We start from the raw sequence: 25,594 nt of genomic DNA on the forward strand, positions 1-25,594 counted from the left end.
GAGCCCCCATGGCTAAGAAAGAAAGCGTTCAGAAAAGACTCCAGAAAGTACGCCCGCCGCGCGTCCAACTGACCTATGACGTCGAGAAGGGCGACGCGATCGAGCAGAAGGAACTGCCCTTCGTCGTGGGCGTGGTGGGCGACTTCAGCGCGCAGTCGGAAGCCGAACTGCCGCGCCTGAAAGACCGCAAGTTCGTCAACATCGACGTCGACAACTTCGACGACGTGATGCGCGGGCTGGAACCGCGCGCCGCCTACCGCGTGAAGAACCGCCTGACCGACGAGGGCGGCACTTTCGGCGTGGACCTGAAATTCCGCTCGGTCGAGGACTTCCGCCCCGAAGCGGTGGTGCAGCAGATCGAACCCCTGAAGGAACTGCTGGACATCCGCACCAAGCTGGCCGACCTGCGCAACAAGCTGGCCGGCAACGACCGTCTGGAAGACCTGCTGGGCGAAGTGCTCAGCAGCACGGAAAAACTGCAGCAATTGACCAGCGAAGCCGGCAAGGACGGCAAGGGAGGCAGCAATGAGTAATTCCGCCGCCGCGCACAGCGCGTCCGCACCGGCCGCCGCCGACGCGGGCCTGCTCGACCAGATCGTCGAACAGAGCCGCGTCGCCAAGTCCACCGCCGAACATGACCGCGCCAAGGACCTGATCGGTGAATTGGCCCGCGAAGTCATGAAGGGCACCGTGGTGGTGTCCGACAACCTGTCCGCCATGCTCGATGCGCGCGTCGCCGAACTGGACCGCCTGATCTCGGCCCAGCTCAGCGAGGTGATGCACGGCGCCGAATTCCAGAAGCTCGAAAGCACCTGGCGCGGCCTGCATTACCTGTGCCAGGAAAGCAACACCGGGCCGATGCTCAAGATCAAGGTGCTCAACGTCACCAAGCGCGACCTGGTGCGCGACTTCCAGACGGCCATCGACTTCGACCAGAGCCTGATGTTCAAGAAGGTCTACGAAGAAGAATTCGGCACGTTCGGCGGTTCGCCTTTCGGCGCGCTGCTGGGCAATTTCGAGATCACCCGCCAGCCCGAGGACATGTACTTCATCGAGCAGATGTCGCACGTGGCCGCGGCCTCGCACGCGCCGTTCATCGCGTCGGCCTCGCCCGAATTGCTGGGGCTGGACACGTTTGCCGACCTGGGCCGCCCGCGCGACCTGGCCAAGGTGTTCGACACGGTGGAATACACCAAGTGGCGCAGCTTCCGCGATTCGGAAGACTCGCGCTATGTCGGCCTGACCATGCCGCGCTTTCTGGGCCGCCTGCCGTACGACCCGAAAGAGGGCACCTCGGTCGAAGGCTTCAACTTCGTCGAAGACGTGGATGGCACCGACCATTCCAAGTACCTGTGGTGCAACGCCGCCTGGGCCTTCGGCGCGCGCCTGACCGCGGCATTTGCCGACTTCGGCTGGTGCGCGGCGATCCGCGGCGTGGAAGGCGGCGGCCTGGTCGAGAACCTGCCGACCCACACCTTCAAGACGGACGACGGCGAGATCGCGCTGAAGTGCCCGACCGAGATCGCCATCACCGACCGGCGCGAAAAGGAACTGAGCGACTTGGGCCTGATCCCGCTGGTGCACTGCAAGAATTCCGACTACGCCGCGTTCTTCGGCGCGCAGTCGGTGCAGAAGGCCAAGAAATACAACACCGACAGCGCCAACGCCAACGCGGTGCTGTCGGCGCAGTTGCAATACATCTTCTCCGTGTCGCGGGTGGCCCATTACCTGAAGGCCATGATGCGGGACAAGATCGGCAGTTTTGCGTCCGCGCAATCGGTCGAGAGCTTCCTGAATCGCTGGGTCTCGCAGTACGTGCTGCTGGACGACAACGCGAGCCAGGAGCAGAAAGCGCAGTTCCCCTTGCGTGAAGCCTCGGTGCAAGTGGCCGAAGTGCCGGGCCGTCCTGGCGTGTTCCGGGCCGTAGCGTTCTTGCGGCCTCATTTCCAACTCGACGAACTGTCGATTTCCCTGCGTCTGGTGGCGGAATTGCCCGCCCAAGCCCAGAAATCCTGATGCTCGTCTGCTACGCGGTTTTTAACTGGAGAGAACTTTAATGAAGGACATCTACGTCAAATTCGGCAATCCTGCGCTCAAGGGCGAGTCCCAGGACAAGGACCACCCGGACTGGATCGAAGTCGGTTCCTGGCGCCACGAGATCATTCAGCCGCGCTCGGCCACCGCTTCGACCTCGGGCGGCCATACCGCCGAGCGCACCGAGCACGGTGAAATGGTCTTCACCAAAGACCTGGACGTGGTCAGCCCGCTGCTGTATCAGCACGCCTCGGGCGGCACCACTTTTGACGAAGTGACCATCGATTTCCTGCGGGCCGACGGCGAGGGCAACCGCGTCAAGTACCTGGAAATCAAGCTCAAGTACGTGATCATCTCGCGCGTGGCGCCGGAAGTGGTCAGCGAAGGCCTGCCGCACGAATCGTTCTCGCTGAAGTACGCCGCCGTGCAGTGGAAGTACACGCAGCAGAAGGTGGGCGGCAACCAGGGCGGCAACGCCCAGGGCGCGTGGAGCCTGACCAAGAACGACAAGACCTACTCGGTCTGAACCCGACCGCGCGGCATGGCGAAGGCCGCGGCTCGTCCCCGGGCCGCGGTTTTCCGTAAAAGAGGTCCGTGATGAAGGGATTCGAACCCAGTCTGTTCGACAAGTTGTTCGACGGGGATGGTCCGGCGCCGCATGCGCTGCGGCGCCTGTCCGTCGAGGAAATCAAGGAAACCGTCGCGCGCGACATCGAGGCCCTGCTCAATACCCGCATGGTCTTTACCGAGGCGTCGCTCAAGCGCTATCCGAATTGCCAGCGGTCCATCCTGACCTATGGGCTGTCGGACTTTTCGGGGCTGAGCCTGGCCAGCCACTACGACCGGGAATTCATCTGCCGGTCGCTGGAGCAGGCGATTGCCCGGCATGAGCCTCGGTTGACGCACGTGCGGGTGGTGCTGCAGGTCGACAGCCGCGCGACATCGGTGCTGTATTTCGCGATTACCGCGATGCTGGACGTGGGCCCGGCCCACGAGCCGGTGACGTTCGACGCGACCTTGCAGCCATCGACGCTGCAGTATTCGGTCAGCAAGGGCTGGGCCAAGGCCGCGGCGGCCGCCTGACAACATCAACGCACGCGGGCGCCGGCGGCCAACCGTCGGCGAGGAAGGGAAAGATGGAAGAACTGCTGCCGTATTACGAACGCGAGCTGGGGTTCCTGCGCGGCTCGTCGCGCGATTTCGCCCAGCGCTATCCGAAGATCGCGGCGCGCCTGGGGCTGTCGGGGGAAACCTGCGAGGATCCGCACGTCGAACGGATGATCGAGTCCTTCGCGCTGCTGGGGGCGCGCATCAACAAGAAGCTGGACGACGACTATCCGGAATTCACGGAAGCGTTGTTCGAGGTGATGTACCCGCACTACCTGCGGCCGTTTCCGTCGTGTTCGATCGCCCAGTTCGACATGGGCGGGGTGGCGGCCCAACTGACCGCGCCAGTACGCCTGGCACGCGGCACCGAATTGAAATCCCACGCCGTGCGCGGCGTGGCTTGCCGTTTCCGCACGGCCTATGACGTGACGCTGGCGCCCGTGGCGATACGCCGCGCCGCGTTCGCGTCAACGGCCAACGCGCCGTCGTCCACGCAGCTGCCGCCGGGCGTGACCGGCCGCCTGTCGCTGACGCTGGCCTGCCTGGCCGAAACGCAAAGCTTTGCCACGCTGGCCACCGACCGGCTGCGTGTGTATCTGCATGGCGAGCCGTCGTTCGTGGCGGCGCTGCGCGATTGCCTGTTCCTGCGCACCGCGGCGGCCTACATCGAGACGCAGCCCGGCCGCTGGAGCCGCCTGCCCGAGGTGCCGCTGGCGCAGGTGGGCCTGGCCGAGGAAGACGCGCTGATCGATTTTCCGGCCAGCTCGCATCCGGCCTACCGGTTGTTGGCCGAGTATTTCGTGTTTTCCGAGAAATTCAATTTCGTCGACATCGACCTGGCGGCGCTGCGGCGCGCGGTGGGGCCGGTGCGCGAATTCACGCTGCACCTGCCGGTCAAGGGGCTGCGCGCCGATTCGAATACCGCGCGCCTGCTGGAATCGGCGTCGGCCGACAACTTCCGGCTGGGCTGCACGCCGGTGATCAATCTGTTCGACCAGCGCGCCGACCCGATCCGCGTGACGCATGCCGCCGCGTCGTACCCGGTGGTGGCCGATGCCCGCCGGGCCTACGGCTACGAGGTCTATTCCATCGACCGCGTGCGTCTGGTGCGGCAGAACGCGCAGGGCGATTCAGTGGTGGAATTCCGGCCGTTCTATTCGCTGCACCACGGCGAAACGCCCGAAGGCGCCAGCCATTACTGGACGGCCCGGCGCGACCCGATGGTGGCCGAGCGCAGCCCGGGCTACGAGATGGAGATGTCCATCGTGGACATCGACTTCAATCCGGCGCTGCCGCAGACCGAGACGCTGAGCCTGGAACTGACCTGCACCAACCGCGACCTGCCGTCGCACCTGGCGGTGGGCCAGCCGGGCGGCGACCTGTTCCTGGAAGGCGGCTCGGTGGCGCGCGAGATCCGCATGCTGCGCCGCCCGACCCACACGCACCGCTTCCAGCAGGGCCGCGCGGCGCACTGGCGGTTGATCTCGCACCTGGCGTTGAATCATCTGTCGCTGGTGCACAGCGGCTTGCCGGCGCTGAAGGAAACGCTGCGCCTGTATGACCTGTCGCACGCGGCGGTGGCGGCGCGCCAGATCGAAGGGCTGGTGGGGCTGGACTACAAGCCCGCCACCCACTGGATGCCGGGCGAGCCGTTCGCGACGTTTGTGCGCGGCATCGAGATCCGGCTGACGATCAACGAAGACAATTTCGTGGGCACCAGCCTGCATGCCTTCGTGGCGGTGATCAACCGCTTCTTTGGCCTTTATGTGCACGCCAACAGCTTTGTGCAGTTGGTGGTGCTGTCGCGCCGTGGCGCGGAAGAAATCCTACGGTGTCCTCCATGCAACGGCGACGCGATCCTAGCGTAATCGAATCGCTGCTGGCCGACCCGCAGCGCTTCAAGTTCTTCCAGGCCGTGCGGGTGCTGGAGCTTTGGTTTGCGCGCCAGGAAGGCACGCGCGCCAAGAATGCGGTCCCGACGCACCTGCGCTTCGTCAATTCGTCGTCGCTGGGCTTTCCCGCCAGCGAGATCGCGGGGTTGACCGCCTTTGACAAGAACGGCCAGGCCTTGCACGATGCCGACGCGCGCCTGGCGGCGCTGGCCGCGGGCACGCTGGGCCGGGTCGAGATCGAGCCGGCATTCTTCGGCTTGCTGGGCGGGCAGGGCGCCTTGCCGCTGCATTATTCCGAGATTCTGAGCCACCGCGAAAGCGCCACCCGCGACCGCGGCGCGCGCGCGTTCTTCGACATTTTCTCGAACCGGGCGGCGGCGCTGTTCTACGCCGCCTGGAAGAAGTACCGCATGCCGCTGCGGCACGAGACCGAACAGGACCACCACTACCTGCCGCTGCTGCTGGCGTTGGGCGGCGTGGGCCATCCGGCGCTGCGCGACCGCCTGCACGCGGGCGAAGGCCGCGTGTTCGACGAGTCGTTGGCGCACTATGCGGCGGCGGCGCGGCAGCGGCCGGTGTCGGCCGCCTATCTGCAACGGGTGCTGGGCGATTACTTCCAGGTGGCCCTGCGGGTCGAGCAGTTCGTGGGCCGCTGGTATCACGTGCCGCCCGAAAACCGCACCCAGCTGGGCCGGCCCGGCGCCGTGCTGGGCGTGTCGGCCATGGCGGGCGATCGCATTTGGCAGCGCGACCTGCGCATCCGGCTGTGGATCGGCCCGCTGTCCAAGTCGGCGTTCGCCGATTTCCTGCCCGGCGGCGCCCGCGCGCAGGCGCTGGAAAAGCTGCTGACGATGTTCGGCGGCCTGAGCTTCGAATACGAAGTGCGCCTGGTGATGGCCAAAGAGGACGTCGCCGGCAGCGCGCTGGGCGGCGATGCCGACAGCGGCGGCGCGCGCCTGGGCTGGAATTCCTTTCTTTGCACCGAACCGTCGGCGTCGGACCGTGACGACGCCAGCTACGAACTGCACACCATCCACTAAGAACAAGACAACCCAGAACATGGCCACTCCCCTGAAAACCCTGATCGGGAAACTGAACCAGACCTGCCGCCAGGCCGCCGAGCGCGCTGCCAGCCTGTGCATGGCGCAAGGCCACTACGAGGTAGACCTGGAACACCTGTTCCTGGCGCTCTTGGAAAAGCCGGCCAGCGACTTCAGCCTGGTGGCGCGCCGCAGCGGCATCGAGGCGGCCGTGCTGGAAGCCGATCTGAACGCCGAGATCCGCGGCTTCAAGAACGGCAACACCCGTACGCCGGTGTTTTCGCCGCACTTGCCGCGCCTGTTCGAACACGCCTGGCTGATCGCGTCGCTGGATACGCAGACGACCCGCATCCGCTCGGGCCATCTGCTGCTGGCGCTGCTGACCGAACCCGACCTGGCCGCGTTGGCGCGGCGCGGTTCGCGCTTGTTCGAATCGTTCCGGCTGCAAGAGCTGAAACATGACTTCGCGGCATTGACCGAAGGATCGGAAGAAGCCGGCCAGTCGGTGGCGCTGGGCGACGGCGCCGCGCAAGGTGACGCCGCCGCGCCCGCCGCGGGCCTGTCCAAGACGCCCGCGCTGGACCAGTACACCACCAACCTGACCGAGCGCGCCCGCGAAGGCAAGATCGATCCGGTGATCGGCCGCGATGCCGAAATTCGCCAGATGATCGACATCCTGACGCGGCGGCGCCAGAACAACCCCATCCTGACCGGCGAGGCCGGCGTGGGCAAGACCGCGGTGGTCGAAGGCCTGGCGCTGCGCATCGTGGCCGGCGACGTGCCGCCGGCCCTGGCGGGCGTGGCGTTGCGCACGCTGGACATGGGCTTGCTGCAGGCCGGCGCCAGTGTCAAGGGCGAGTTCGAGAACCGGTTGAAAAGCGTGATCGACGAGGTCAAGCAAAGCCCCACGCCCATCATCCTGTTCATCGACGAAGCCCACACCATGATCGGCGCGGGCGGGCAGGCGGGGCAGAACGACGCGGCCAACCTGCTCAAGCCGGCGCTGGCGCGCGGCGAATTGCGCACCATCGCGGCGACCACCTGGAGCGAATACAAGAAGTACTTCGAGAAAGACGCGGCCCTGGCGCGACGCTTTCAGGTCGTGAAAGTGGAAGAACCCAGCGAAGCCCTGGCCGCCAGCATGCTGCGCGGCATGGCGCCGCTGATGGAACAACATTTCGGCGTGCGCATCCTGGACGAGGCCATCGTGGCTGCGGCCCGGCTGTCGCACCGCTACATCAGCGGGCGGCAGTTGCCCGACAAGGCGGTGGGCGTGCTGGATACGGCCTGCGCCCGGGTGGCGCTGGGCCGCAGCGCCACGCCTGCCCTGATCGACGACGCGCGACATCGCCTGGCCCGCCAGGAGACCGAGCGCGCCGCGCTGCGCCGCGAGGCCGCCGCCGGCGCCGCGCAATCGGCCCGCCTGCGCGAGCTGGACGAGGAAATGGACGCCACGCGCCAGGAACTGACGGCTGCCGAGGCGCGCCTGGCCCAGGAAAGCGAGCTGGTGCGCCAGATTCACGCGCTGCGCGAAGAACTGGAAGCCGCCGGCCAGGAACCCGAGCCCGAGACCGCTGGCAAGCGCCGCGGCAGCAAGGCCGCGGAACCCACGCCCGCCCAGGCGCAACTGGCCGAATTGCAGCAGCAGTTGCGCGCCTTGCAGGGCGAGGCGCCGCTGGTGCCGGCCTATGTGGATGCGCAGGTGATTGCCGAGATCGTCTCGGCCTGGACGGGCATTCCGCTGGGCCGCATGGTCAATGACGAAATCCGTACGGTGCTGGAATTGCAGCCGCTGCTGGCCGAACGCGTGATCGGCCAGGACCATGCGCTGCATGCCATTGCCCAACGCGTGCGCACCGCGCGCGCCGGCCTGGAAGACCCGAACAAGCCCAAGGGCGTATTCCTGTTCGTCGGCCCGTCCGGCGTGGGCAAGACCGAGACCGCGCTGGCCGTGGCCGACATTCTGTATGGCGGCGAGCGCAAGCTGGTCACCATCAACATGAGCGAATACCAGGAGGCCCACAGCGTGTCGGGCCTGAAAGGGTCGCCGCCCGGCTATGTGGGTTACGGCGAAGGCGGCGTGCTGACCGAGGCCGTGCGGCGCCAGCCGTATAGCGTGGTGCTGCTGGACGAAATCGAAAAGGCGCATCCCGACGTGCTGGAGCTTTTCTTCCAGGTCTTCGACAAGGGCGTGATGGACGATGCCGAAGGGCGCGAGATCGACTTTCGCAATACGCTCATCATCCTGACGTCCAACGTCGGTTCGTCGGCCATCATGCAGGCCTGCCTGAACCAGGCCGCGGACGAACGCCCGGACCCCGAGGCCTTGCAGGAACTGCTGGCCCCGCAGCTGTACAAGGCCTTCAAGCCCGCTTTCCTGGGCCGTATGAAGACCATTGCCTACTACCCGGTGGATGACGACGCGCTGGCGCGCATCATCGGCTTGAAGCTGGGCCGCATTGCCGAACGCGTGCAGGCCAACCACCGCGCGGTGTTCGACTGGGACGAGGCGCTGGTCGAGGCCGTGCTGGCGCGCTGCACCGAAGTGGATACCGGTGCGCGCAACGTCGACCACATCTTGAACGGCACGCTGTTGCCGCAGATCGCCGAACAGGTGCTGGGCCGCATGGCGCAGGGCGAAGCGATCGCGCGCATCCGGGTGACTGCCGGCAAGAACGGCGACTTCCGTTACCGCCTGACCTGAGCCGGAGCCGATCATGCCCCAGGATGCTTCCGGACTTTCCCGCCTGTCGACCGCCGGTATCGCGCAGGCCAACCGCCTGCTGGACCTGCGCACGCCGCTGGGCGAGAACCGCCTGGTGGCCGAGACCTTGTCGGCCACCGAACAGCTGAGCGGCGGCGCCTGCCGGCTGGAAATCACCGCGCTGTCGGACGACGCGCATATTCCGTTGAAGGCCTTGCTGGGCCAGCCGGTCACGCTCCGCCTGCAGACGGCGCTGGACCGCGAGCAGCCGCGCCTGTGGCACGGCCATGCCACGGGGGCGCGCTTTCTGGGCGCCAATGGCGGCCTGGCGCGTTACGGCCTGACCGTTGAGCCGTGGCTGGCGTTTCTGCGCGCGCGGCGCGACAGCTTTGCCTACCAGGACAAGACGGTGATCGATATCGTCGAAAGCATTTTCGGCGACTACAAGGGCCAGGGCACGCTGGCGCCGCAGTGGCGCTGGGACGTAGAGGACCGCGCCACCTACGCCAAGCGCAGCCTGACCATCCAGTACCGCGAGACCGACTACGCCTTCGTCGAACGCCTGCTGGCCGAAGAAGGGCTGTTCTATTGGGTCGAGCATGCGGACGACGGCCATACCCTGGTCATCGCCGACCACAACGGCGCCTTCAAGCCCGGCCCGCAGGCCAGCGTGCGCTTTGCCCGCGCCGACGTGACCGAAACCGAAGACAGCATCCAGCGCTGGAGCCCGCGCCAGCGCTGGCAGACCAATGCCGTACGCATGGCCAGCTGGGACTACCGCAGCGCCCAGTCGCGGCCCGTGTCGGCTCAGGCCGACGCCGGCAAGCTGGCCAACGCCGTGGACCTGATCAGCGATGATTATCCGGGCCAATATGCCTACGAAGACAGCGCGCAGGGCGAACGCCTGGCGCACAACGCGCTGGCCGCGCTGCGCGTGCGCCAGCAAAGCGTGGAAGGCGCCGGCACCGTGCGCACGCTGGCGCCGGGGCAGCGTTTCGAGCTGACCGGCCACTACCAGCAGGGCGGTCCGTCCGCGTTCGTGGTGATTGCGATGACGCACCAGGCGCGCAACAACTTCGACGCGGACCTGGGCCGCGCGGTGAGCGAGGCCTTGGGCGGCAGCGACGACGAAGAGGCCGATTTCTACCGCAACACCTTTACCTGCATCGGCAGCGACACCGAATTTCGCCCGGCGACGCAGGACGGCCATGGCGTGCGGCTGCATCCGCGTCCCACCGTGTTCGGCGCCCAGACGGCGCTGGTGGTGGGGGCCGAAGAACCCGTGCACACCGACCGCGATCACCGCATCAAGGTGCAGTTCCACTGGCAGCGCGGCAAGGCCTCCAGCAGCCGGCTGGCGCATCCGTCGGGTGACGAGAACGCGCTGGCCAAGGACGAACTGGGCGCCTGGGTGCGCGTGGCCGAGCCGGTGGCCGGCGGCGATTGGGGCGGCCATTTCGTGCCGCGCGTCGGCCAGGAAGTGCTGGTGGAATTTCTGCACGGCGACATCGACCGCCCGGTGGTGGTGGGCGCGCTGTACAACGGCGAGGGCGCCGAAGACGCCTCGCACAACCAGGTGCAGGCGGGCGGGGCCAACGCCACCGGCAACGCGCCGGCCTGGTTCGCGGGCGGTAGCGACGGCCATGCCCACAATGCGGTGATGTCCGGCTTCAAGACCCAGGCGCTGTCGACCAGCGGCGCGGGCACGGGCGGCTACAACCAGCTGGTGCAGGACGACACGCCCGGCCAGTCGCGCCTGACGGCATCCACCACGCAGGCCGATTCCCGCCTGAACCTGGGGCACGTCAAGCAGCAGCGCGACAACGAACGCCTGGAAGACCTGGGTCATGGCGCCGAGCTGTCGACCAAGGAAGCCGTGGCGCTGCGCGGCGGGCAAGGCTTGCTGATCAGCGCCGACCTGCGCGAGAACGCCGACGGCGCGCTGCTGGACAGCGCCGAAGCCGCCAAGCAGATCGATGCCGCGCTGGAATCGGCCAAGGAACTGGGCGACATCGCCATCAAGCAGAAGGCCATTCTGGATGGCGACCCGCAGGCGTTGCCGGTGCATGAAGGCCTGGCGCACGTGCGCGACGTGGTCGAGGCCACGCAGGATGATGCGGCCGCGCAGGGCGGCGCGATCAAGGTGGCGGCCTACAGCGAGCCGCACATCCAGGTCAGCGCGCCCAGCGGCATCGGGCAATACACGCCCGGCAACGCATTCGTGGTGGCGGGCGGCACGCTGGCGCAGGTGGCGCCGGACGTGAACTGGGTCAGCAGCGCCCATCTGGCGGTGGGAGTGGCGGCCGGCGTGGTGCTGTTCACCCTGGGCCAGGAAGCGGGCGGCAGCCGCGCCGTGCAGGACCGCGGCCTGCGGCTGCATGCGGCCGGCGGCAAGCTGCGCCTGCACAGCCAGGGCGCCAAGATGACCTTGACGGCCGAGAAGGCCGTGACCTTTGCCTCGGCCAGCGCGGCCGTGATGGTGCAGGCCAAGGAACGCGTGCTGGCCACGGCCGGCGGTGCCTATGTGCGGCTGGAAGGCGGCGGCATCCAGCTGCATGCGCCCGGCAAGGTCGAACTGAAGGCGGGCGCGCACAGCTGGGTAGGGCCGCAGACCTCGCAGGCAAACCTGGCTTTCAACGAAGCCAGCCCCTTGTGCGAAGCGCGCGTGCGCGGCGCGGCCCAGCAGGGCGGCGCCGTGGTGCCGCTGGGCTAGGCCGGCTCGACATGGAAGGCGGCATGCTCCAATACCAGACTTTTAGCACCTATGGCTGCGGCCTGATCCAGGATGAACAGACGCGCGGCGTGCCGCCGCTGGCGGCCGCCCAGGCCCAGGCGCTGGTGCCGCCCGCGCTGCGGAAAATGCCCGGGTTGATGCCCCGGCTGCTGGATCTGTCTGCCCTGGATGCAGCCGGCAAGACGCAGGTGCTGGCCAGCCTGAACCAGGCGGCGCATGATGGCGAAGATCTGTGGCTGGCGCTGCTGCTGCAGTCCGAACGGCCGGCCGATGCGGTCGCGGCGCATTGCCGCTCGCGCATGATCGTCGACATCGCGGGGCAGGGGCCGTGTTTTTTCCGGTTCTTCGATCCGCGGGTGCTGGTGCAACTGTCGTGGCTGTTGGACCCCGGCCAACTGGCCTGGCTGTGCGGCCCGGTGCAGCGCTTTCGGTTTCACCTGGATGGCGAGTGGCACGCGCTGGACCGGCCCGACGTGGACCCGGCGCCGCGCCTGCGGCTGACGGCGGAGCAGTCGTTCGCGTTGACCCAGATGCAGCCCTTGAATGAAGTGCTGTCCGGCCTGGACAGCCTGGCGCCCGATGGGCGAATAGCCCTGGGCAAGACCGTGATGGACCACTTCCGCACCGCCCGCGAACTGGGCCTGGCGACGGCCCAGGAGCGCAAGGCCTTTGCCCGGCATGGCCTTCAGGTGCACCCCGCCTTCCATCGCCACGAGCGGGTGCGCGAGTGCCTGGCGGCGATGCAGCCGGATGACGACTACCCCTACCTTGCCGCGATCCAGGACCTGTCGGATGACGACTGGGCCCGCGTGCGCACGGAGCTGGAACGAACTGGAGAACCCGATGGCCGATGATGTGAAGAACTGCGGAAAGAAGCGTTCGTCGATCGATTGCGAGGAAGATTGCCCGTTTCACCGGATCGGCCTGCCCATCATGCCGCTGCGCTATGCGGTGTTGAAAAGCCAGGACCCGTCCCCGGCGCTGGCAGGCGACCTGAACATGCCGCAACTGGCCGAACGGCCCCTGGGCGACAGCGCCCGCTATGGCGTGCGCCTGCTGCGCCCCGGCTATCTGTACGTGTATGACGAAGCGCGATCGGACCTGAAGGGCTATTACGTCAACGAGAACGGCACGCTGTACAACTTCGACATCGACAAGCCGGTTGAGAACTGCGACCGCACCTTCACCTGCACGATGGACCACGAGGCCAAGGCCTCGCTGCTGACCATACCCAACGCGCGCAAGGCGACGTTCGTGTGGCTGACGTTTTCGGACGTGCAATGGACCAAGGACGTGTGCAAGGCCCACAAGGGCCGGCGCGGTGCGGACATGCGCGAGCGGCACATGTTCAAGTTCGACGTGCAGGCGTGGCTGTCCAGCGGCAAGCACGCCAACGCCAAGAGCATCAAGACCCTGAAGGACACCGCCGCCGAGTACGTGGTGCATCGCAAGCGCGACCTCGACCTTTACCAGAAGCAGCAGATGCTGGGCTGGAGCACCGTCGGCTATTACGACGTGAAGGGCTGGATGGGCGAGATGATCGAGAACGCCGCCGAGGCGTTCCTGCCCGGCAAGGGGCTGATGCTGGCGCTGCCGGACAGCACCGGCATCCTGCAGGACCTGGCGCGGCTGATGCGCCTGCGCTTTGACGATTTCGTCTCGAACAAGGAAGACCTGCGTCCGCTGACGGTATCGAAGTCCATCGAGTCGGTCAGCGAGATCATCATGCAGGCCGCCGAAAACGATCTGCTGCGCGACCGTGCCAAGGATGCGTCCAATTATTCGGTCTATGGCACCACCAGCCCGAACATGGCGGGCCCCGGGGGCGGCGGCAGCGCCGGCGGCATGGCAATCGGCCAGCTGGTGCTGGACATGATCAACCCGGACCGCCAGAAAGAGCGCATGGCCGAGGCCGAGAACTACCGCCACCCGACCGAACAAGAGCGCCGGACGGTGCGCTGGGACGCCTGGAAGAAGTACTTCGACAACTACGACGAGAACGCACGCCGGGCATGGCAGAAGGATTTCGACGAGCGCCTGGCCAAATTCGACGCCGCCACCATCGTGCCGATGGCGAAGGCGCACGTGGCCTGGATCACCTGCGGCGATACGCTCAATGGGTTCGAGTGCAACTACGACGTCAACAGCGCGGACAGCGGCGAGGTTTTCCAGACCATTTTTTCTTTGTGCATCGACGGCACCCAGGACAAGCGCGTCTGCTTCAAGCAGTATGCCGAATGGCTGCAAGGCGATCCCGAAGACACGCGCAATCTGCTCTTGCGCGCCATGTTCCACAACCAGGATTTCGTGGTCAAGAAGGTGGTCGAGGCGCACGAGGCCGCCCTGGACTGGAAGGCCATTCCCTGGGGTAACCTGCACGAGGCCTACAAGACCGGCCTGAAGGTGCTGAGTGAAGGCCAGATGGACAAGACGGCGCGCCTGCTTGAACAGATCATGGGGCCGGTGGTGCAGGTGCTTCGCGGTGGCGTGGACAGCAGCGTGGCCCGCAAGCTGGCGATGTACCTGGGGCTGCTGTCGCGGCACGATGTGGTGATTGTCGAAGTCGAGGGCGGCAAGAAGACCTTCCGCGCCGCGCTGATCCGCGAACTCATGCGCCAGCATGGCGGCCAGGTGAACATGCGGCAGATGGAGCGCGCCGTGGCCGACGAATTGCGGCGGCTGGAGGTGCGCGGCGAACAGCTGGAAGGCACCGACAAGAAGCGCTGGTTCATGCTGGTGGACAGGGAAGCGGCGGCCAGCGTGCCCCGGGACGGCCGACCTGCCGACCGGGCCCGCCTGTTGGCGCAGACGTCCATGACAATGGAGGAATACGAGGCCCGCGAACTGTCGCGCTGGCGCACGACGATCAACACGGATGTGCGGGTCGGCGTCGTCAGCTGCCTGTTCCAGACCGTGGCCGTCTACAAGCTCTGGAGCGATCTGGAATCGGCCATGCCGCACGAACGCACCGATGCAAGCTGGAAGTTCGTGATTGGCATCGCATCGGCCGGCGGGTCGGTGGCAGAGGTATTGGGCGTGGCGCTGAAGGGCCGGATGGCCGCCGGCATGCGCTTGGGGATGGGCCTGGGGCTCGAATCCACGGCGTCGCTGCTGATGCGCTGGGGGAGCCGGACGGGCGTCGTGACCGGGGTTCTCATGGCCGCCTTCGACGTGAAATCCGGCGTGGATCAGATCACGATCGAGAAGAACGGCTGGATGGGCGGCCTGTACCTGGCCTCGGGGGGGCTGAGCCTGATTGTCGTGGGCGCGTTCGCCATGTCGTGGACCGTTGTGGGGCTGATCGCCGCTGTCCTGCTGATCGTCGTGGCGGTGCTGATCGAGAAATACAAAGGCAACAAGATCGATGAATGGCTCAAGCGGTGCCTGTGGGGCAAGCTGCAGGGGCAGTCCGGCGCCGATTATTACTATGGAGTACAACAAGAAGTGAACAGCCTGCGCGTGGCACTGGGAGGGGAGTGATGGACTTCACGGGGTTGCTGTCCCGGTTTCCCAACAACCGTCCCCTGACTGAATTCGACCGCGAACACCGGCTGCTGCAGAAAAAGCGCCTGGACGTCCCGCTGCTGGCCCAGCTTTGCGTGGTGAAGATGAATTCCAACAGCCTGCTGTCGGTGGACCGCTGGTTTGGGTGGCGCGGCTTCGTGGCCCTGCTCGGGGCAGTGGGCGTGGCCTTCGGCATTGGCGTCATCCTGAAGTTGGCCTGGATTCTGGTGGTGGACGACCTGCCCAACGAGAACGGCCTCTGGGAAGCGGTTTTCTTCGGCATGGCGATGTTCGCGGTGGTGGGCGCCCTGGGGGCCTGGGTCGCCTGCAAAGAGATGTTCCGCTGGACTTACTACCCCATCGCGCTGGACCGAAAGCGCCGCCTGGTGCATGTGTTTCGGCTGGACGGTACCGTGCTGACCGCGCCCTGGGACAAGATCTACTTCACGCTGGGCCGCAGCAAAGCCACGTTCGGCATGCGCAATTGGGATATCCGCGGGCTGATCCTGGACCCGGACGGCGTCACCGTGAAGGAGACGTTTTCGTTCTGCATCGCCACCAGCCGCGTCGAAAACGCCTATTCCCACTGGGAATTCCTGCGCCGCTACATGGAAGAAGGGCCGCAGGCGGTGCTGGACGCCGTGTTGTATTGCATGCCCGTGGACGGCAAGCGCGAGAGCTTCGCTTTCGGCAAGGAACGCATCTTCGCCAACGATGCCCAGACGCCTGGCCTGATGTACGTGCTCGCGGCCCCCTTCAACTACCTGCACGCCATCATGCGCTGGGTGGTGGTGCACACCAGCAAGATACCGGCGTTTCCGCCCGAGATCGAGGCGACGCTGCAGCCCGAACCGAGCGATCCATACGTGCGGGATGCCTCGATGAACCCGGAAGACCTGCGTTAATTAAACCCGGGTAATATTGACGGATTAATTTAATCCGGGTAAAAATGCGTCCTGCGAGTTATCGCAACAAAGGACGCAACCATGAGCACATTTGATCTGAACACCGGCGCCACCGCGGCGCTGGCCCATGAAACCGATCTGACGGACCTGCCGGTGGACGGTGAACTGCCGCCCGGGCTGGACGGCGTACTGGTCCGCAATGGCCCCAATCCGCTGGGCGGGCGCTTCGAGGGCAACGACGTGCTGTCGTGGTGGCCCCAGCCGGCGATGCTGCACGCCATTGAATTGCGCGATGGCCGGGCGATCGGCTACCGCAACCGCTGGGCCCGCACCCGCACCTGGGCGCGTGTACATGCGCCAGAGCAGGCGGACGCCTTGCCGGACACCAACCCCAACGTGAACGTGCTGCGCCATGCCGGTGAAACCCTGGCGCTGGCCGAGGGCGGGGCGCCCCTGGTGATGACCGCCGGGCTGGATTTCGGCGGCGCCAGCCAGCGCCATCCCGGCCTGGCGGCGGGCATGACGGCGCATCCGAAGGCAGACCCCGAGACCGGCGAATTGATCAGTTTCCGCGCCCATTGGGAACGCCCGTGGTTGCGCTATGGCGTGACGGGCGCCGACGGCCAGCCCCGGGTGGACCAGCTGATCGAGGTGCCGGGGCCGTCGATGATGCACGACATCGCGATCACGGCGCGCTACAGCATCCTGCTGGACCTGAACGTGGCGTACGACTTTTCCATGCTGCAACGCGGCTACCGCATGCCGCTGCGCTGGCATGACGAGCGCCAGTCGCGGCTGGGGGTGATTCCGCGCCACGGCGGGCCGGTGCGCTGGTTCGAGGTGGCGCCGTGTTTCATCCAGCACGTGGTGAATGCGTACGACGCGGACGACACGACGGTGGTGCTGGACGTGGTGCGCTATCCGGAATACCTGCGGCTGTCGGGCAGCGGCGCGGGCTTTGAAGACAACCCGCTGGGGGTACTGTGGCGCTACGAGATCGACCTGGCGCGCGGCAAGGTCAGCGAGCGTGGGCTGGACGAAGCCGGCATCGAGCTGCCGCGCATCAATGAGGGCAGGACGGGGCGGCCCTACCGCTACGCCTATGCGGTGCAGCAGCCGACCAACCAGGAAATGCGCGGCGTGGTGCGCTACGACCTGGCCACGGGGGCGACGCAGCAATATCGGGTGGCGCCGGGCGACCAGAACAGCGAACCGGTGTTCGTGCCGCGCCCCGGCGCGCGGGACGAAGACGATGGCTGGGTGCTGGTGTGCGTGTACCGCCAGGCCAGCGACACCAGCGACGTGGTGGTGCTGGACGGGCGCGATCTGCAAGCCGGGCCGCTCGCGACGGTGCGCTTGCCCGGCCGGATTCCCGCCGGGTTCCATGGCGCCTGGTTGCCCAGGGAAGCGGCTTAGGACTCTTTCGGGTTGAAGGCAGTGACGCCTGGCTCGGCAAGCGGCCGCCGGGCCAGGCCGCTGCCGTCAGCGCGCCTTGGACCGGCTGGTCTTCTTGGCGGCGCGCGGCGCGTCTTTGACCGGCGCGGGGGCGGCCGCCGCCGTGACCTGTTCCATCCAGGTCAGGCTCTCGGTGTACGCCACGAACTGCTGCAGGTAGCCGGGCGACAGCTCGCGCATCAGCGACAGGGCGCGGTGCACCAGCTGGTTCGAATTGAGCGGTCCGGCGTTCTTGTGCACCTGTTCCTGCGACTGGCGCACCTGCCGGTCGGCGCTCAGGCCCGACCAGACTTCGCGAAAGTAATCCAGCGCGGGCAGGTCGGGGTAGGCGTCGCGGCGCGTTTGCGCGGCGGCGGCATCGGAGTCGTCGCCGGGTTCGCCGGGGTAGGCCAGAAAGGCGGCCAGCTCGGCCAGGGGGCCGCGCGCGCGCGGGGTCGCCTGGGCTTGAGGGGCGGCCTGAGCTTGTGGGACGGCCTGATTAGGGTCTGCCAGATGTGGGGCAGCCTGATGTGGGGTTGCCAACTGAGGCAGGCGGCCGGCGTAGGCCTGCATCAACTGCGCCAGCCGTTCATCCAGCCGTTGCCGCACGGCGCCGTGCTGGTCGGCCGCGCGGCGCGCCAGGGCCTCGATGACGTGAAACGCGATCGGGTCCAGGCGGTCGTCGCCGCGCTCGCGCCAGGCGTGCAGCGTGGCGTCCGGCCGTGCGCCGATGTCCGTGGCGGGGTCCGCCAAAGACGCCTGCGCCGGGCCCAGGCTGCCGTCACTGGCCACGCGGCGGCTCCTCGCCGTTGGACGGCTTGGGGATGGGGGTGATCTCGACCCGGCGGTTCTTGGCGCGGCCGTCTTCGTCGGCGTTGGACGCCACCGGTTGTTCCGAGCCGAACGCGGCCGCAAACACGGACGCCGACGGCACGCCTTCGTCGATCAGGGCGCGCGTGACGGTCAGCGCGCGCTGGGCCGAGAGGTCCCAGTTGTCGGCGAAACGGCGGTTGCCTTCGCGCACCTGCTGGTCGTCGGTGTAGCCGCTGACCATCAGGATTTCGTTGTTGGCCTTCAGGTAGGCCGACAGCGGTTCGATCAGGCTTTTCAGGACGTCGCGGCCCTCGGGCTGCAATTGGTCGGAATTCAACGCGAACAGCACGCTGCCGCTGATGCCGATGCGGCCGTTGATGAGCGTCACGCGGCCGGCGGCCAGCGGTGCGGCCAGGGCCTGTTCCAGCGTCTGGCGGCGCTGGGTTTCTTCCTGGCGCTGCTTGACCTCTTGTTCGAGCTGGGTGGACAGCTCGAGCTGCACGGCCACCACGCTGACCAGGATCAGGACGAACGCGCCCAGCAGCACCGACATCAGGTCGCCGAACACGGCCCAGGTCGGCACGGCGGGTTCGACGCCGCCGTCGATGTCTTCGCCCGCGCTCATGCGGCTTCTGCGCCGGCGGCGGCGCGTTGGGTGGCCAGCTGGCGCAGGTTTTCAACGATCTGCTTCTGCGACTGGGTGCTCAGGTCCACGACCTCGCGCGCTTGCGCGACGTAGTAGGCCAGTTGCTCGTCGCCGCGGGCAATGGACTTGTCCAGCGCGGCCTCGATGCGTTGCAGGTGTGCCACCAGCGAGTCGTTGGACTCGCCGAACAGGCGCACGGCGGCGCCGAAGGCATCGCCCAGGCTGGCCACTTCGATGGCGCTGCTGGCGACCTGGTCGGCCACGTCGGTCAGGCGGCCGGCTTCGGCGTCGACCTTGTCGGTGAACTGCGTGCCCACGCGGTCCAGCAGGTCGGCAGACGACGACACCAGCGCGTCCACGGCGGTGCGCTGTTCGCTGGAGGCGTGGTTGACGGCGTCCAGCAGCGTGGCCAGCGTATCCAGCAGGCGGTTGCGTTCTTCCAGCATGGCGTTGTCGTAGGCCAGGCTGTCCGACAGCTTCTGGCGCAGTTCGCCGATGACTTCGGCGGCAGCGCGCGGCGCTTCCGAGGCGGCTTGCACCAGGTGGCTGATTTCGGCAATGGTGCCGTTGGCGTGGGCTTCGGTCTGGGCGGCGATGCTGTCGGCGGTCTGGGCCAGCGTGGCGCAGATCTCCTGTTGCAGGCTGGCGCTGCGGGCGCCGGCCTGTTCCCATTCCTGGCGCAGCGCGTCGGCCATCGCGCCCAGCTTGTCGGTCCACGCGGCCAGGCGCGCCTGGTCTTGCGTGGCCAGCTCGGCCTGCAAGCCGGCGTGCGATTGGCCCAGCGTCTGCAGCAGCGAGGCCGAGTGCTGCTCGAAGGCGGCGGAGGCGGTGGTCAGGGCTTGCTGGTTGTCGCTGGCCAGTTTCTCGTTGGTCAGTTCCTGGCGTACCTGGGCCTCGGTCCAGGCGTCGGTCACGCGGGCGGCGGCCGTTTCCAGGCGGGTCGACACGTCTTGCAGCAGGGCGGCCTGGGCCTGGGTCTGCGCGGTCAGGTCTTGCGTGGTCTGGGTCAGCAACTGGCCCAGTTCCTGGTGGCGGGCGGCGGTCTGCGCGCCGGCCTCGCGCCATTCGTGGCCCAGCTTGGCGGCCAGTTCGCCCAGCGAGTCGTTCCAGGCGGCCAGGCGTTGTTCGTCGCGCGCGGCCAGGGCGGCTTGCAGGTCGGCCTGCGATTGGTCCAGCGTGCGCAAGAGCGACGCCGAATGCGTTTCGAAGGCAGCCGCGGCGGTGGCCAGGGCTTGCTGGTTGTCGCTGGCCAGTTTCTCGTTGGTCAGTTCCTGGCGTACCTGGGCGTCGGTCCAGGCCTGCGTCACGCCGCCGGCCGCCGATTCGATGCGGGCGGCCACGCTGTCGAGCAGGGCGGCTTGCGCTTCGCTGCGGGCGGCGAGGTCTTGCGTGGTTTGCGCCAGGGCCTGGCTGATCTCGTGCTGGCGCGCGGCGGCTTGCGTGCCGGCCTGTTCCCATTCGCGGCCCAGCTTGTCGGCCACGGCGCCCAGCGTACCGGCCCAGGCGGCCAGGCGCTGCTCATCGCGCGAGGCCAGGGCGGCCTGCAGGTCGGCGTGTGATTGATCCAGCGTGCGCAGGAGCGACGCGGCATGCGTTTCGAAGGTGGCCGCGGCGGCCGCCAGGGCCTGGCGATTGTCGTCGGCCAGCTTGTCGCTGGCTTCGCCCTGGCGCGCCAGCGCCTCGTGCCACTGGGCCGAGACATTGCCGGCGGCGGTTTCCAGGCGGGCGGACACGGTGTCCAGCAGGCCGGCCTGGGTTTGCGCGTGGGCCGTCAGGTCCTGCGCGGTGCGGGCCAGCGCCAGGCTGATTTCCTGCTGGCGGTCGGCGGCCTGGGCGCCCGCGGCCTGCCATTCCTGGCGCAGCGTGGCGGACATGGCGCCCAGCGTTTCGGTCCAGGCGGCCAGGCGTTGCTGGTCGCGCGAGGCCAGTTCGGATTGCAGGGCGGTGTGCGACTGGTTCAGCGTGCGCAGCAGCGACGCCGAATGCTGTTCGAAGCTGGCGGCCGCGGCCGTCAGCGCCTGCAGGTTCTCGCCGGCCAGCTTTTCGCTGGCCTGTTCCTGGCGCGTCAGCGCCGTGTGCCAGGCGTCGGACATGGTGCCCGACGAGGCTTCCAGGCGCGTGGACACGCCATCGAGCAGGGCGGCCGAGCGTTGTTCGAAGGTCTGGGCAAAGCGGTCCAGCGAATCGCGCAGGTCCTGCGCCAGGGTTTCGCTGGCGGCCTGCTGGCCGGCCAGGGCCTGGTTCCAGATGCCGGCGACGTTGGCCGTGGCCGCTTGCAGGCCGGTGGTCAGGCCGTCGAGCTGGCGCTGCACCGCATCGGTCACCGCGCCGTGCAGCGTGGCGGTTTCGCGCGACAGGCCGGCCAGGGTGGCCTGCACGGCGGGCTGCAGCGCCTCGCCAGCCGAGCGGGCGCTTTCGGCCACGCTTTCCTTCATCGACTGTTCCATCACGGCGGCCAGGCGCGCATAGGCGGCTTCGGCCTTGCCCTGAAACGCGTCCTGGCTGGCAAGCTGGCGTTCGTTCAGCGACTGGCTCTGCTGTTCCATGTTGCGCATCATGGCGTCCAGGCGGTCGACCAGCGTGGGCATGGCTTCGGCCTGCCGTTGCAGCACTTCGGCCTGGCGTTGCAGCAGCTTGAAGCTTTCTTCGCGCTGGTGCTGCTGGGTGTAGATGCGCAGCGTGGTGGCGGCCTTGCTGTCCAGCAGTTGCGCGGCCTGGATGCGGTCGCGGCGGCTCAGTGCGGCCAGCAAGCCCAGCATGGCCGAGGTGGCGACGCCCGCGATCGAGGTGCCGAAGGCAAAGCCCAGGCCCTTCACGGGGGCGGCCAGCGACGCGCGGATGGCGGCCAGGTCGGTCGCGCTTTCCAGCGCCGTGCCGGTGCCGCGCAGCGTCACCACCATGCCCAGGAAGGTGCCCAGCATGCCCAGCAGCACCAGCAGGCCAACCAGATAGGGCGCCAGCGCCGGGCCGGGCAGGCCCACGCGTTCGCCTTCGATGCGCAGGCGGGTGGCGCTGCGCAGGCTGGGGTGCAGGGTGTCGAGCCAGGCGCCCAGGCTGGCGGGCGGCTGCGACAGGCCGCTGGCCGCGCGTCTGAGCGATGCCGTGGCCTGCTGGTAGCGCAGCAGTTCAAGCGCGCCGGCAAGGTAGCAGGCACAGATCAGCAGGGTGACCGCCAGCGCCAGGGGATTGGTGCCCGCGTAGCCGGCGCCGATCCAGCCGGCCACGGCCAGGCCGCTGAGGAAAACAACGATATTGATCAGATACTTGGACATAGTGTCCCGGTTAGCTGGCGCGAAGGGCCGCAAGCAGCCCTTCCACCGGTTGTAAACGAACATCCAATTCGGCCAGCAGCACGCTGCGCATGTCTTTGCGGAACGTCTCCAGCCAGGCGCCCGGCGTGGGCGCCGTTAAAGTGGCTTGCGGGGGCGTCCCCGCGGGTTCTGTGTCGGCCTCGCCTGTCGGGGCGTCGGCCTGCGCCGCGACGTCGTCCAGCGCCGCTTTCTCGGCCAGCCGCAGCCGGTCGAAATGCCCCTGCAGCAGCTTCGGAATGGCGCCCAGCAGCGTGCGTTCGCGCGGCAGCAGGGCGCGGTCCATGATGGCGTCTACCACCGCCAGCCGCGTCATGTCGGGCGTTTTGGCCGCGACCATGCCGCGCAGGCGGCTGCGCAGGTTACCGATGCTGGTTTCCATCGTGTGCTGCAACGACAGATAGCGCTGACGGAAATTCGCGTAATCGGCGTCATCCGCTTGCAGGGCGGCGGCGGCCTTGGCCGGCATCTGCCCTGGCATCACGCGTTTGGCGGCCGTGGCCGCGGTATCGCTGGCGATGGCATCGGCCAGCGTGGTCCGGACACGTTCGCATTCGCGCTCTTCCTGGCTGCTGAACTGGCGCGCACCGGGCGCGATGGCCGGCGGGCGGTTGTTCAGGGCGGCGGACAGCGCAATCGCGTCGGTCCAGCCGAGCCATTGGCTCAGATGATCCGACAGCGGCTGCCGGGATTCCGGAACGTCGACATCCGTCAGGCGAGTCAGCAAGCGAATGAGCGTCGGGCCGCTTAAACCTGTGCGCTGTGGGGCTTGCAACATACCACCAGAGTCAAAAAGGGGGGAGTTTACACGCTGGCGGGGGCCTTCTGGGGGGGCGGAAGGCAGGGTTGCGGTTGCCGCTGCAACAATTTGTCAGTAGTGGGGGAATCTGACGGATTCTTGCCCGGCCAGGCGGGGCGGGCCGGCCGCCCCGTCCGACGGGGCCGGGCAAGGGCCGTGCCCCATTTATTCCAGCCGGGCGCGCGGCCCGCGGCGCGTTCTCTATATATAAGAGAGAGGCGCCGCGGCGGTTCGGCGGTGGCCGCTCAGGCCACGGCGCGCGGCTTGCGCACGGCGCGCAGTTTGCCGCTGGTCGCGCCGCCGCAATAGAACACGCCATTGCCGTCCGACTCCAGCCCGGACACGACCACGCCCGCGGGCAGCGCCAGGCTTTCCAGGACTTCGCCGCTTTGCGGGTCGACGTGTCTTAATTCGCTGGCGTCGTCTTCCCAGGTGCCATGCCACAGGCCGCCGTCCACCCACGTCACGCCCGTCACGTAGCGGTCCGAGGCGATGGTGCGCAGGATGGCGCCGGTGGCCGGGTCCACCTGCAGGATCGTGCGGTCTTTGTAGCGGCCGACCCAGAGCATGCCCTCGGCCCAGGCCATGCCCGAGTTGCCTTCGCCGTGCGGCGCGGGGATGGTGCCCAGGATGCGGCCCGAGGCCGGGTCGATTTTCTGGATGACGTCGCCGGCGATCTGGTACAGGTGCTGGCCGTCGAAGGCCGTGCCGGCCTGGGCCGCCACGTCGATGGACTGCACCACGGCGCCGGTGGCCGGGTCCAGTGCGTGCAGTTTCTCGCCGACGGCGATCCACACGCGCTTGCCGTCGTAGGAAACGCCGTGCACTTGGCTGACGCCGGGGAAGGGGCCGTATTCACGGATGATGTCTGCGGGTTTGGATTTCATGTCGATGTCCTGTTCAAGAGGTTGACGTGTCCATCCTAGGCATTCGGCGGCGGCAGCGGGAGTAACAATGTGGTCGCGAAACCGGGCAACGGCGGCGTCATCCAGCGCCGCGCCCGCCCGCGGCCGAACGACTGGGCGCGGCCGGCGTCGGCCAGGGCATCCAGCGCGCGCTGCACGTGGCGCTGGCTGAGATCCAGCGCCAGCGCCAGGGCCGAGCTGGACCAGGCCTGGCCATCGGCCAGCAGCGCCAGCACGGCAGCGTGCTTGTCCTGCACGGGGGACGTCAGGACGGCAACCTGCTGCCCCGGCGGCGGCATCAAAGCGAACCCGCGCCGGGTGGCGTGCAGCGTCGCCAAAGGGCCCAGTGCGGCGCGCAGCCGGCCGATCTCGACCCGCAGGCGGGCCCGATGGGTTTCGTCGGGGCGACGGGTGCGAAAGGCCTGTTCGATCAGCACGTCGCGGGGCGCGTCGCCGGGCCAGGCATCGGCCAGTGTCCGGGCCAGGGCGAAGAGCACGGGGCGGGTGGCCAGCGCCACCGTGCGGCCCGCGCCGTGCAGCGCGTAGCGGCAGGCGTCGATGACGAGTGTGTCGGAGGCGAGCAGCGCCTGGACTTCATCCAGGCGCAGCGGGCGGGGGGCCGGGGCGGTCGTCAGCAGCGCGGCCGGCGCATCCAGCAAACGCTGCGCTTCGCGCACTTCCGCCTGCAAGGCGGGGATGCCCGCGTCCTGCGCGGCCTGAGCGGCGCGGGCCAGGGCCGCCTGGGCCGCGTCGGCGCGCAGCCGTCGCATGGCGATGCCGGCCACCACCAGTTCATGCACGCTGCGCAAGGCCGGCGGGAACGCAGCCGGGTCCAGCGTTGCCAGCGCCTGCTCGGCCTGGTCCAGGCGGCCGATCAGCAGCAGGCGCCGGCCCGCCAGGTATTGGGCATAGGCCGCATTGCGCGTATCGCCATGCCTTTGCAGCACCTGTCGGGCCGCGTCCAGGGACTGGGTGGGCCAGGCCAGGTCACGCGAGGCCAGGGCAATCTCGGCCTCGGCCACCACGCAGCGGGCACGCGCCACGGGCGCCTGCGCGCCAAACTTGCGCGCCGCCTGCCGCACCAGAGGGCGGGCGCGCTCAAAGTCGCCCAACTGGGCCAGCGCAATGCCGCGCAGCGCCAGGGCTGGCGCATCGTCGCGCAAGGCCACGCGGCCCAGGGCGCCCAACGGGTCGCCCGCAGCCAACGCATGTGCCGCGGCAGTGATCAGCAAGTCCATGGGAGTCGGTCGTGGCGTTGTCGTAGGAGGGCTGCATGGCGGGTCGAAGACGTCAATCTACACCGTCACGGACCAACTGGGTCTGCGGCGTTCTGTACTCACGGATGAGTGGAATGCGTCCGACTTCTGTAATCACGGGCCAGCGTCGGCCAAAAATCAGAATCTTCCAATGTTCTATCTGGTCCGGGTTGCGTAGCGTAAGCGGGCAATTTCCGGATCGGTGCTTTTGGCTTTGTCGATAGTCCGCGGGTTTTGGGCGGGCTGAGGGTCGGCTGTCTTGGCAACGGTTGTGGTTTCACCCCTTGCCGAGTCTTGCCCGATATGTCGACGTTACGCCGCACGATTGCCTGGTTGTTGGTCTTGGCGCAGATCTGGACGCCCGTCCTGGCGCAGACCTTGCCCATCTCGGTAGACCAGAGCGTCGGCGGGCAAAGGCCCGTGGTGGGCGTGGCCAATGGTGTGCCGGTGGTGAATATCGCACCGCCTTCGGCCGGTGGGGTGTCCAACAATCGCTACACGCAGTTCAACGTC

19 protein-coding genes are annotated in these 25,594 nt (G+C 67.7%); 13 read left to right on the plus strand and 6 right to left on the minus strand.

Going from position 1 to position 25,594, the window contains the following annotated elements:
- The first annotated feature begins 8 nt into the window (after positions 1–8).
- The 12 genes from tssB (at position 9) to U858_RS0132100 (ending at position 17,336) form a co-directional block, all read left to right on the plus strand.
- Positions 9–533: a type VI secretion system contractile sheath small subunit gene (tssB, locus tag U858_RS0132045; protein WP_025141190.1), complete on the plus strand. Its 525-nt coding sequence runs from the start codon at positions 9–11 to the stop codon at positions 531–533.
- Positions 526–2,016, plus strand: a complete 1,491-nt coding sequence (tssC, locus tag U858_RS0132050; RefSeq protein ID WP_025141191.1) for a type VI secretion system contractile sheath large subunit — start codon at positions 526–528, stop codon at positions 2,014–2,016. The genes tssB and tssC overlap by 8 nt, the downstream gene beginning before the upstream one ends.
- A 40-nt stretch (positions 2,017–2,056) precedes the next feature.
- Positions 2,057–2,560 carry a type VI secretion system tube protein Hcp gene (locus U858_RS0132055; RefSeq protein WP_006395404.1) on the plus strand — a complete coding sequence of 168 codons (504 nt, stop codon included), beginning with the start codon at positions 2,057–2,059 and terminating at the stop codon, positions 2,558–2,560.
- A gap of 71 nt (positions 2,561–2,631) precedes the next feature.
- Positions 2,632–3,117 (plus strand): type VI secretion system baseplate subunit TssE, encoded by a 486-nt coding sequence (gene tssE / locus U858_RS0132060; RefSeq protein ID WP_006395403.1) that lies wholly within the window; start codon positions 2,632–2,634, stop codon positions 3,115–3,117.
- Positions 3,118–3,170: 53 nt separating this feature from the next.
- Positions 3,171–5,009: a type VI secretion system baseplate subunit TssF gene (tssF, locus tag U858_RS0132065; RefSeq protein ID WP_025141192.1), complete on the plus strand. Its 1,839-nt coding sequence runs from the start codon at positions 3,171–3,173 to the stop codon at positions 5,007–5,009.
- A complete protein-coding gene (gene tssG, locus U858_RS0132070; RefSeq protein WP_025141206.1) occupies positions 4,973–6,073 on the plus strand; it encodes a type VI secretion system baseplate subunit TssG in 1,101 nt (366 codons plus the stop codon). Before tssF ends, tssG begins: the two co-directional genes overlap by 37 nt.
- Before the next feature lie 19 nt (positions 6,074–6,092).
- Positions 6,093–8,777, plus strand: a complete 2,685-nt coding sequence (gene tssH / locus U858_RS0132075) for a type VI secretion system ATPase TssH (protein ID WP_025141193.1) — start codon at positions 6,093–6,095, stop codon at positions 8,775–8,777.
- A gap of 13 nt (positions 8,778–8,790) precedes the next feature.
- Positions 8,791–11,490, plus strand: a complete 2,700-nt coding sequence (locus tag U858_RS0132080; protein WP_025141194.1) for a type VI secretion system Vgr family protein — start codon at positions 8,791–8,793, stop codon at positions 11,488–11,490.
- Positions 11,491–11,513: 23 nt separating this feature from the next.
- Positions 11,514–12,365 (plus strand): DUF4123 domain-containing protein, encoded by an 852-nt coding sequence (locus tag U858_RS0132085; protein WP_157838887.1) that lies wholly within the window; start codon positions 11,514–11,516, stop codon positions 12,363–12,365.
- A complete protein-coding gene (locus tag U858_RS0132090) occupies positions 12,355–14,991 on the plus strand; it encodes a T6SS effector BTH_I2691 family protein (RefSeq protein ID WP_025141196.1) in 2,637 nt (878 codons plus the stop codon). The genes U858_RS0132085 and U858_RS0132090 overlap by 11 nt, the downstream gene beginning before the upstream one ends.
- Complete coding sequence (locus U858_RS0132095) at positions 14,991–15,920, plus strand: DUF6708 domain-containing protein (protein WP_025141197.1); 930 nt, start codon at positions 14,991–14,993, stop codon at positions 15,918–15,920. Before U858_RS0132090 ends, U858_RS0132095 begins: the two co-directional genes overlap by 1 nt.
- An 81-nt stretch (positions 15,921–16,001) precedes the next feature.
- Positions 16,002–17,336: a carotenoid oxygenase family protein gene (locus U858_RS0132100; RefSeq protein WP_025141198.1), complete on the plus strand. Its 1,335-nt coding sequence runs from the start codon at positions 16,002–16,004 to the stop codon at positions 17,334–17,336.
- 66 nt (positions 17,337–17,402) lie between these two features.
- Here the strand turns inward: U858_RS0132100 and U858_RS0132105 are convergent, their stop codons facing one another.
- From U858_RS0132105 to U858_RS0132130, 6 genes are all read right to left on the minus strand, one after another.
- Positions 17,403–18,146: a DUF2894 domain-containing protein gene (locus U858_RS0132105; protein ID WP_369797761.1), complete on the minus strand. Its 744-nt coding sequence runs from the start codon at positions 18,144–18,146 to the stop codon at positions 17,403–17,405.
- A complete protein-coding gene (locus U858_RS0132110) occupies positions 18,136–18,792 on the minus strand; it encodes an OmpA family protein (RefSeq protein ID WP_025141200.1) in 657 nt (218 codons plus the stop codon). The genes U858_RS0132105 and U858_RS0132110 overlap by 11 nt, the downstream gene beginning before the upstream one ends.
- Entirely contained in the window at positions 18,789–22,085 is a 3,297-nt protein-coding gene (locus tag U858_RS0132115) for a DUF802 domain-containing protein (protein WP_025141201.1), read from the minus strand. The genes U858_RS0132110 and U858_RS0132115 overlap by 4 nt, the downstream gene beginning before the upstream one ends.
- 10 nt (positions 22,086–22,095) lie before the next feature.
- Positions 22,096–22,899 carry a DUF3348 domain-containing protein gene (locus U858_RS0132120; RefSeq protein WP_025141202.1) on the minus strand — a complete coding sequence of 268 codons (804 nt, stop codon included), beginning with the start codon at positions 22,897–22,899 and terminating at the stop codon, positions 22,096–22,098.
- 266 nt (positions 22,900–23,165) lie between these two features.
- The gene (locus U858_RS0132125) at positions 23,166–23,807 is read right to left on the minus strand and encodes a PQQ-binding-like beta-propeller repeat protein (RefSeq protein WP_025141203.1); all 642 of its coding nucleotides are present in this window, start codon (positions 23,805–23,807) and stop codon (positions 23,166–23,168) included.
- Positions 23,808–23,842: 35 nt separating this feature from the next.
- On the minus strand, positions 23,843–25,063 hold the full coding sequence (locus U858_RS0132130) for a hypothetical protein (RefSeq protein ID WP_025141204.1): 1,221 nt from the start codon (positions 25,061–25,063) through the stop codon (positions 23,843–23,845).
- Positions 25,064–25,384: 321 nt separating this feature from the next.
- Between U858_RS0132130 and U858_RS0132135 the strand changes: the two genes are divergently transcribed.
- The coding region (locus tag U858_RS0132135; protein ID WP_198529774.1) for a hypothetical protein at positions 25,385–25,594 on the plus strand (210 nt) is incomplete at its 3' end.

The organism is Achromobacter sp. DH1f, from assembly GCF_000633435.1.
Lineage (GTDB): Bacteria > Pseudomonadota > Gammaproteobacteria > Burkholderiales > Burkholderiaceae_B > Achromobacter > Achromobacter deleyi.

What these genes read in the sequence shown, in the direction of transcription:
- U858_RS0132120 (WP_025141202.1), bottom strand. Translation starts at nt 22,899, where the DNA reads ATGTTGCAAGCCCCACAGCGCACAGGTTTAAGCGGCCCGACGCTCATT.
- tssE (WP_006395403.1), top strand. Translation starts at nt 2,632, where the DNA reads ATGAAGGGATTCGAACCCAGTCTGTTCGACAAGTTGTTCGACGGGGAT.
- tssC (WP_025141191.1), top strand. Translation starts at nt 526, where the DNA reads ATGAGTAATTCCGCCGCCGCGCACAGCGCGTCCGCACCGGCCGCCGCC.
- tssF (WP_025141192.1), top strand. Translation starts at nt 3,171, where the DNA reads ATGGAAGAACTGCTGCCGTATTACGAACGCGAGCTGGGGTTCCTGCGC.
- U858_RS0132100 (WP_025141198.1), top strand. Translation starts at nt 16,002, where the DNA reads ATGAGCACATTTGATCTGAACACCGGCGCCACCGCGGCGCTGGCCCAT.
- U858_RS0132055 (WP_006395404.1), top strand. Translation starts at nt 2,057, where the DNA reads ATGAAGGACATCTACGTCAAATTCGGCAATCCTGCGCTCAAGGGCGAG.
- U858_RS0132125 (WP_025141203.1), bottom strand. Translation starts at nt 23,807, where the DNA reads ATGAAATCCAAACCCGCAGACATCATCCGTGAATACGGCCCCTTCCCC.
- U858_RS0132110 (WP_025141200.1), bottom strand. Translation starts at nt 18,792, where the DNA reads ATGAGCGCGGGCGAAGACATCGACGGCGGCGTCGAACCCGCCGTGCCG.
- U858_RS0132080 (WP_025141194.1), top strand. Translation starts at nt 8,791, where the DNA reads ATGCCCCAGGATGCTTCCGGACTTTCCCGCCTGTCGACCGCCGGTATC.
- U858_RS0132090 (WP_025141196.1), top strand. Translation starts at nt 12,355, where the DNA reads ATGGCCGATGATGTGAAGAACTGCGGAAAGAAGCGTTCGTCGATCGAT.
- U858_RS0132095 (WP_025141197.1), top strand. Translation starts at nt 14,991, where the DNA reads ATGGACTTCACGGGGTTGCTGTCCCGGTTTCCCAACAACCGTCCCCTG.
- U858_RS0132115 (WP_025141201.1), bottom strand. Translation starts at nt 22,085, where the DNA reads ATGTCCAAGTATCTGATCAATATCGTTGTTTTCCTCAGCGGCCTGGCC.
- U858_RS0132130 (WP_025141204.1), bottom strand. Translation starts at nt 25,063, where the DNA reads ATGGACTTGCTGATCACTGCCGCGGCACATGCGTTGGCTGCGGGCGAC.
- tssH (WP_025141193.1), top strand. Translation starts at nt 6,093, where the DNA reads ATGGCCACTCCCCTGAAAACCCTGATCGGGAAACTGAACCAGACCTGC.
- tssB (WP_025141190.1), top strand. Translation starts at nt 9, where the DNA reads ATGGCTAAGAAAGAAAGCGTTCAGAAAAGACTCCAGAAAGTACGCCCG.
- U858_RS0132085 (WP_157838887.1), top strand. Translation starts at nt 11,514, where the DNA reads ATGCTCCAATACCAGACTTTTAGCACCTATGGCTGCGGCCTGATCCAG.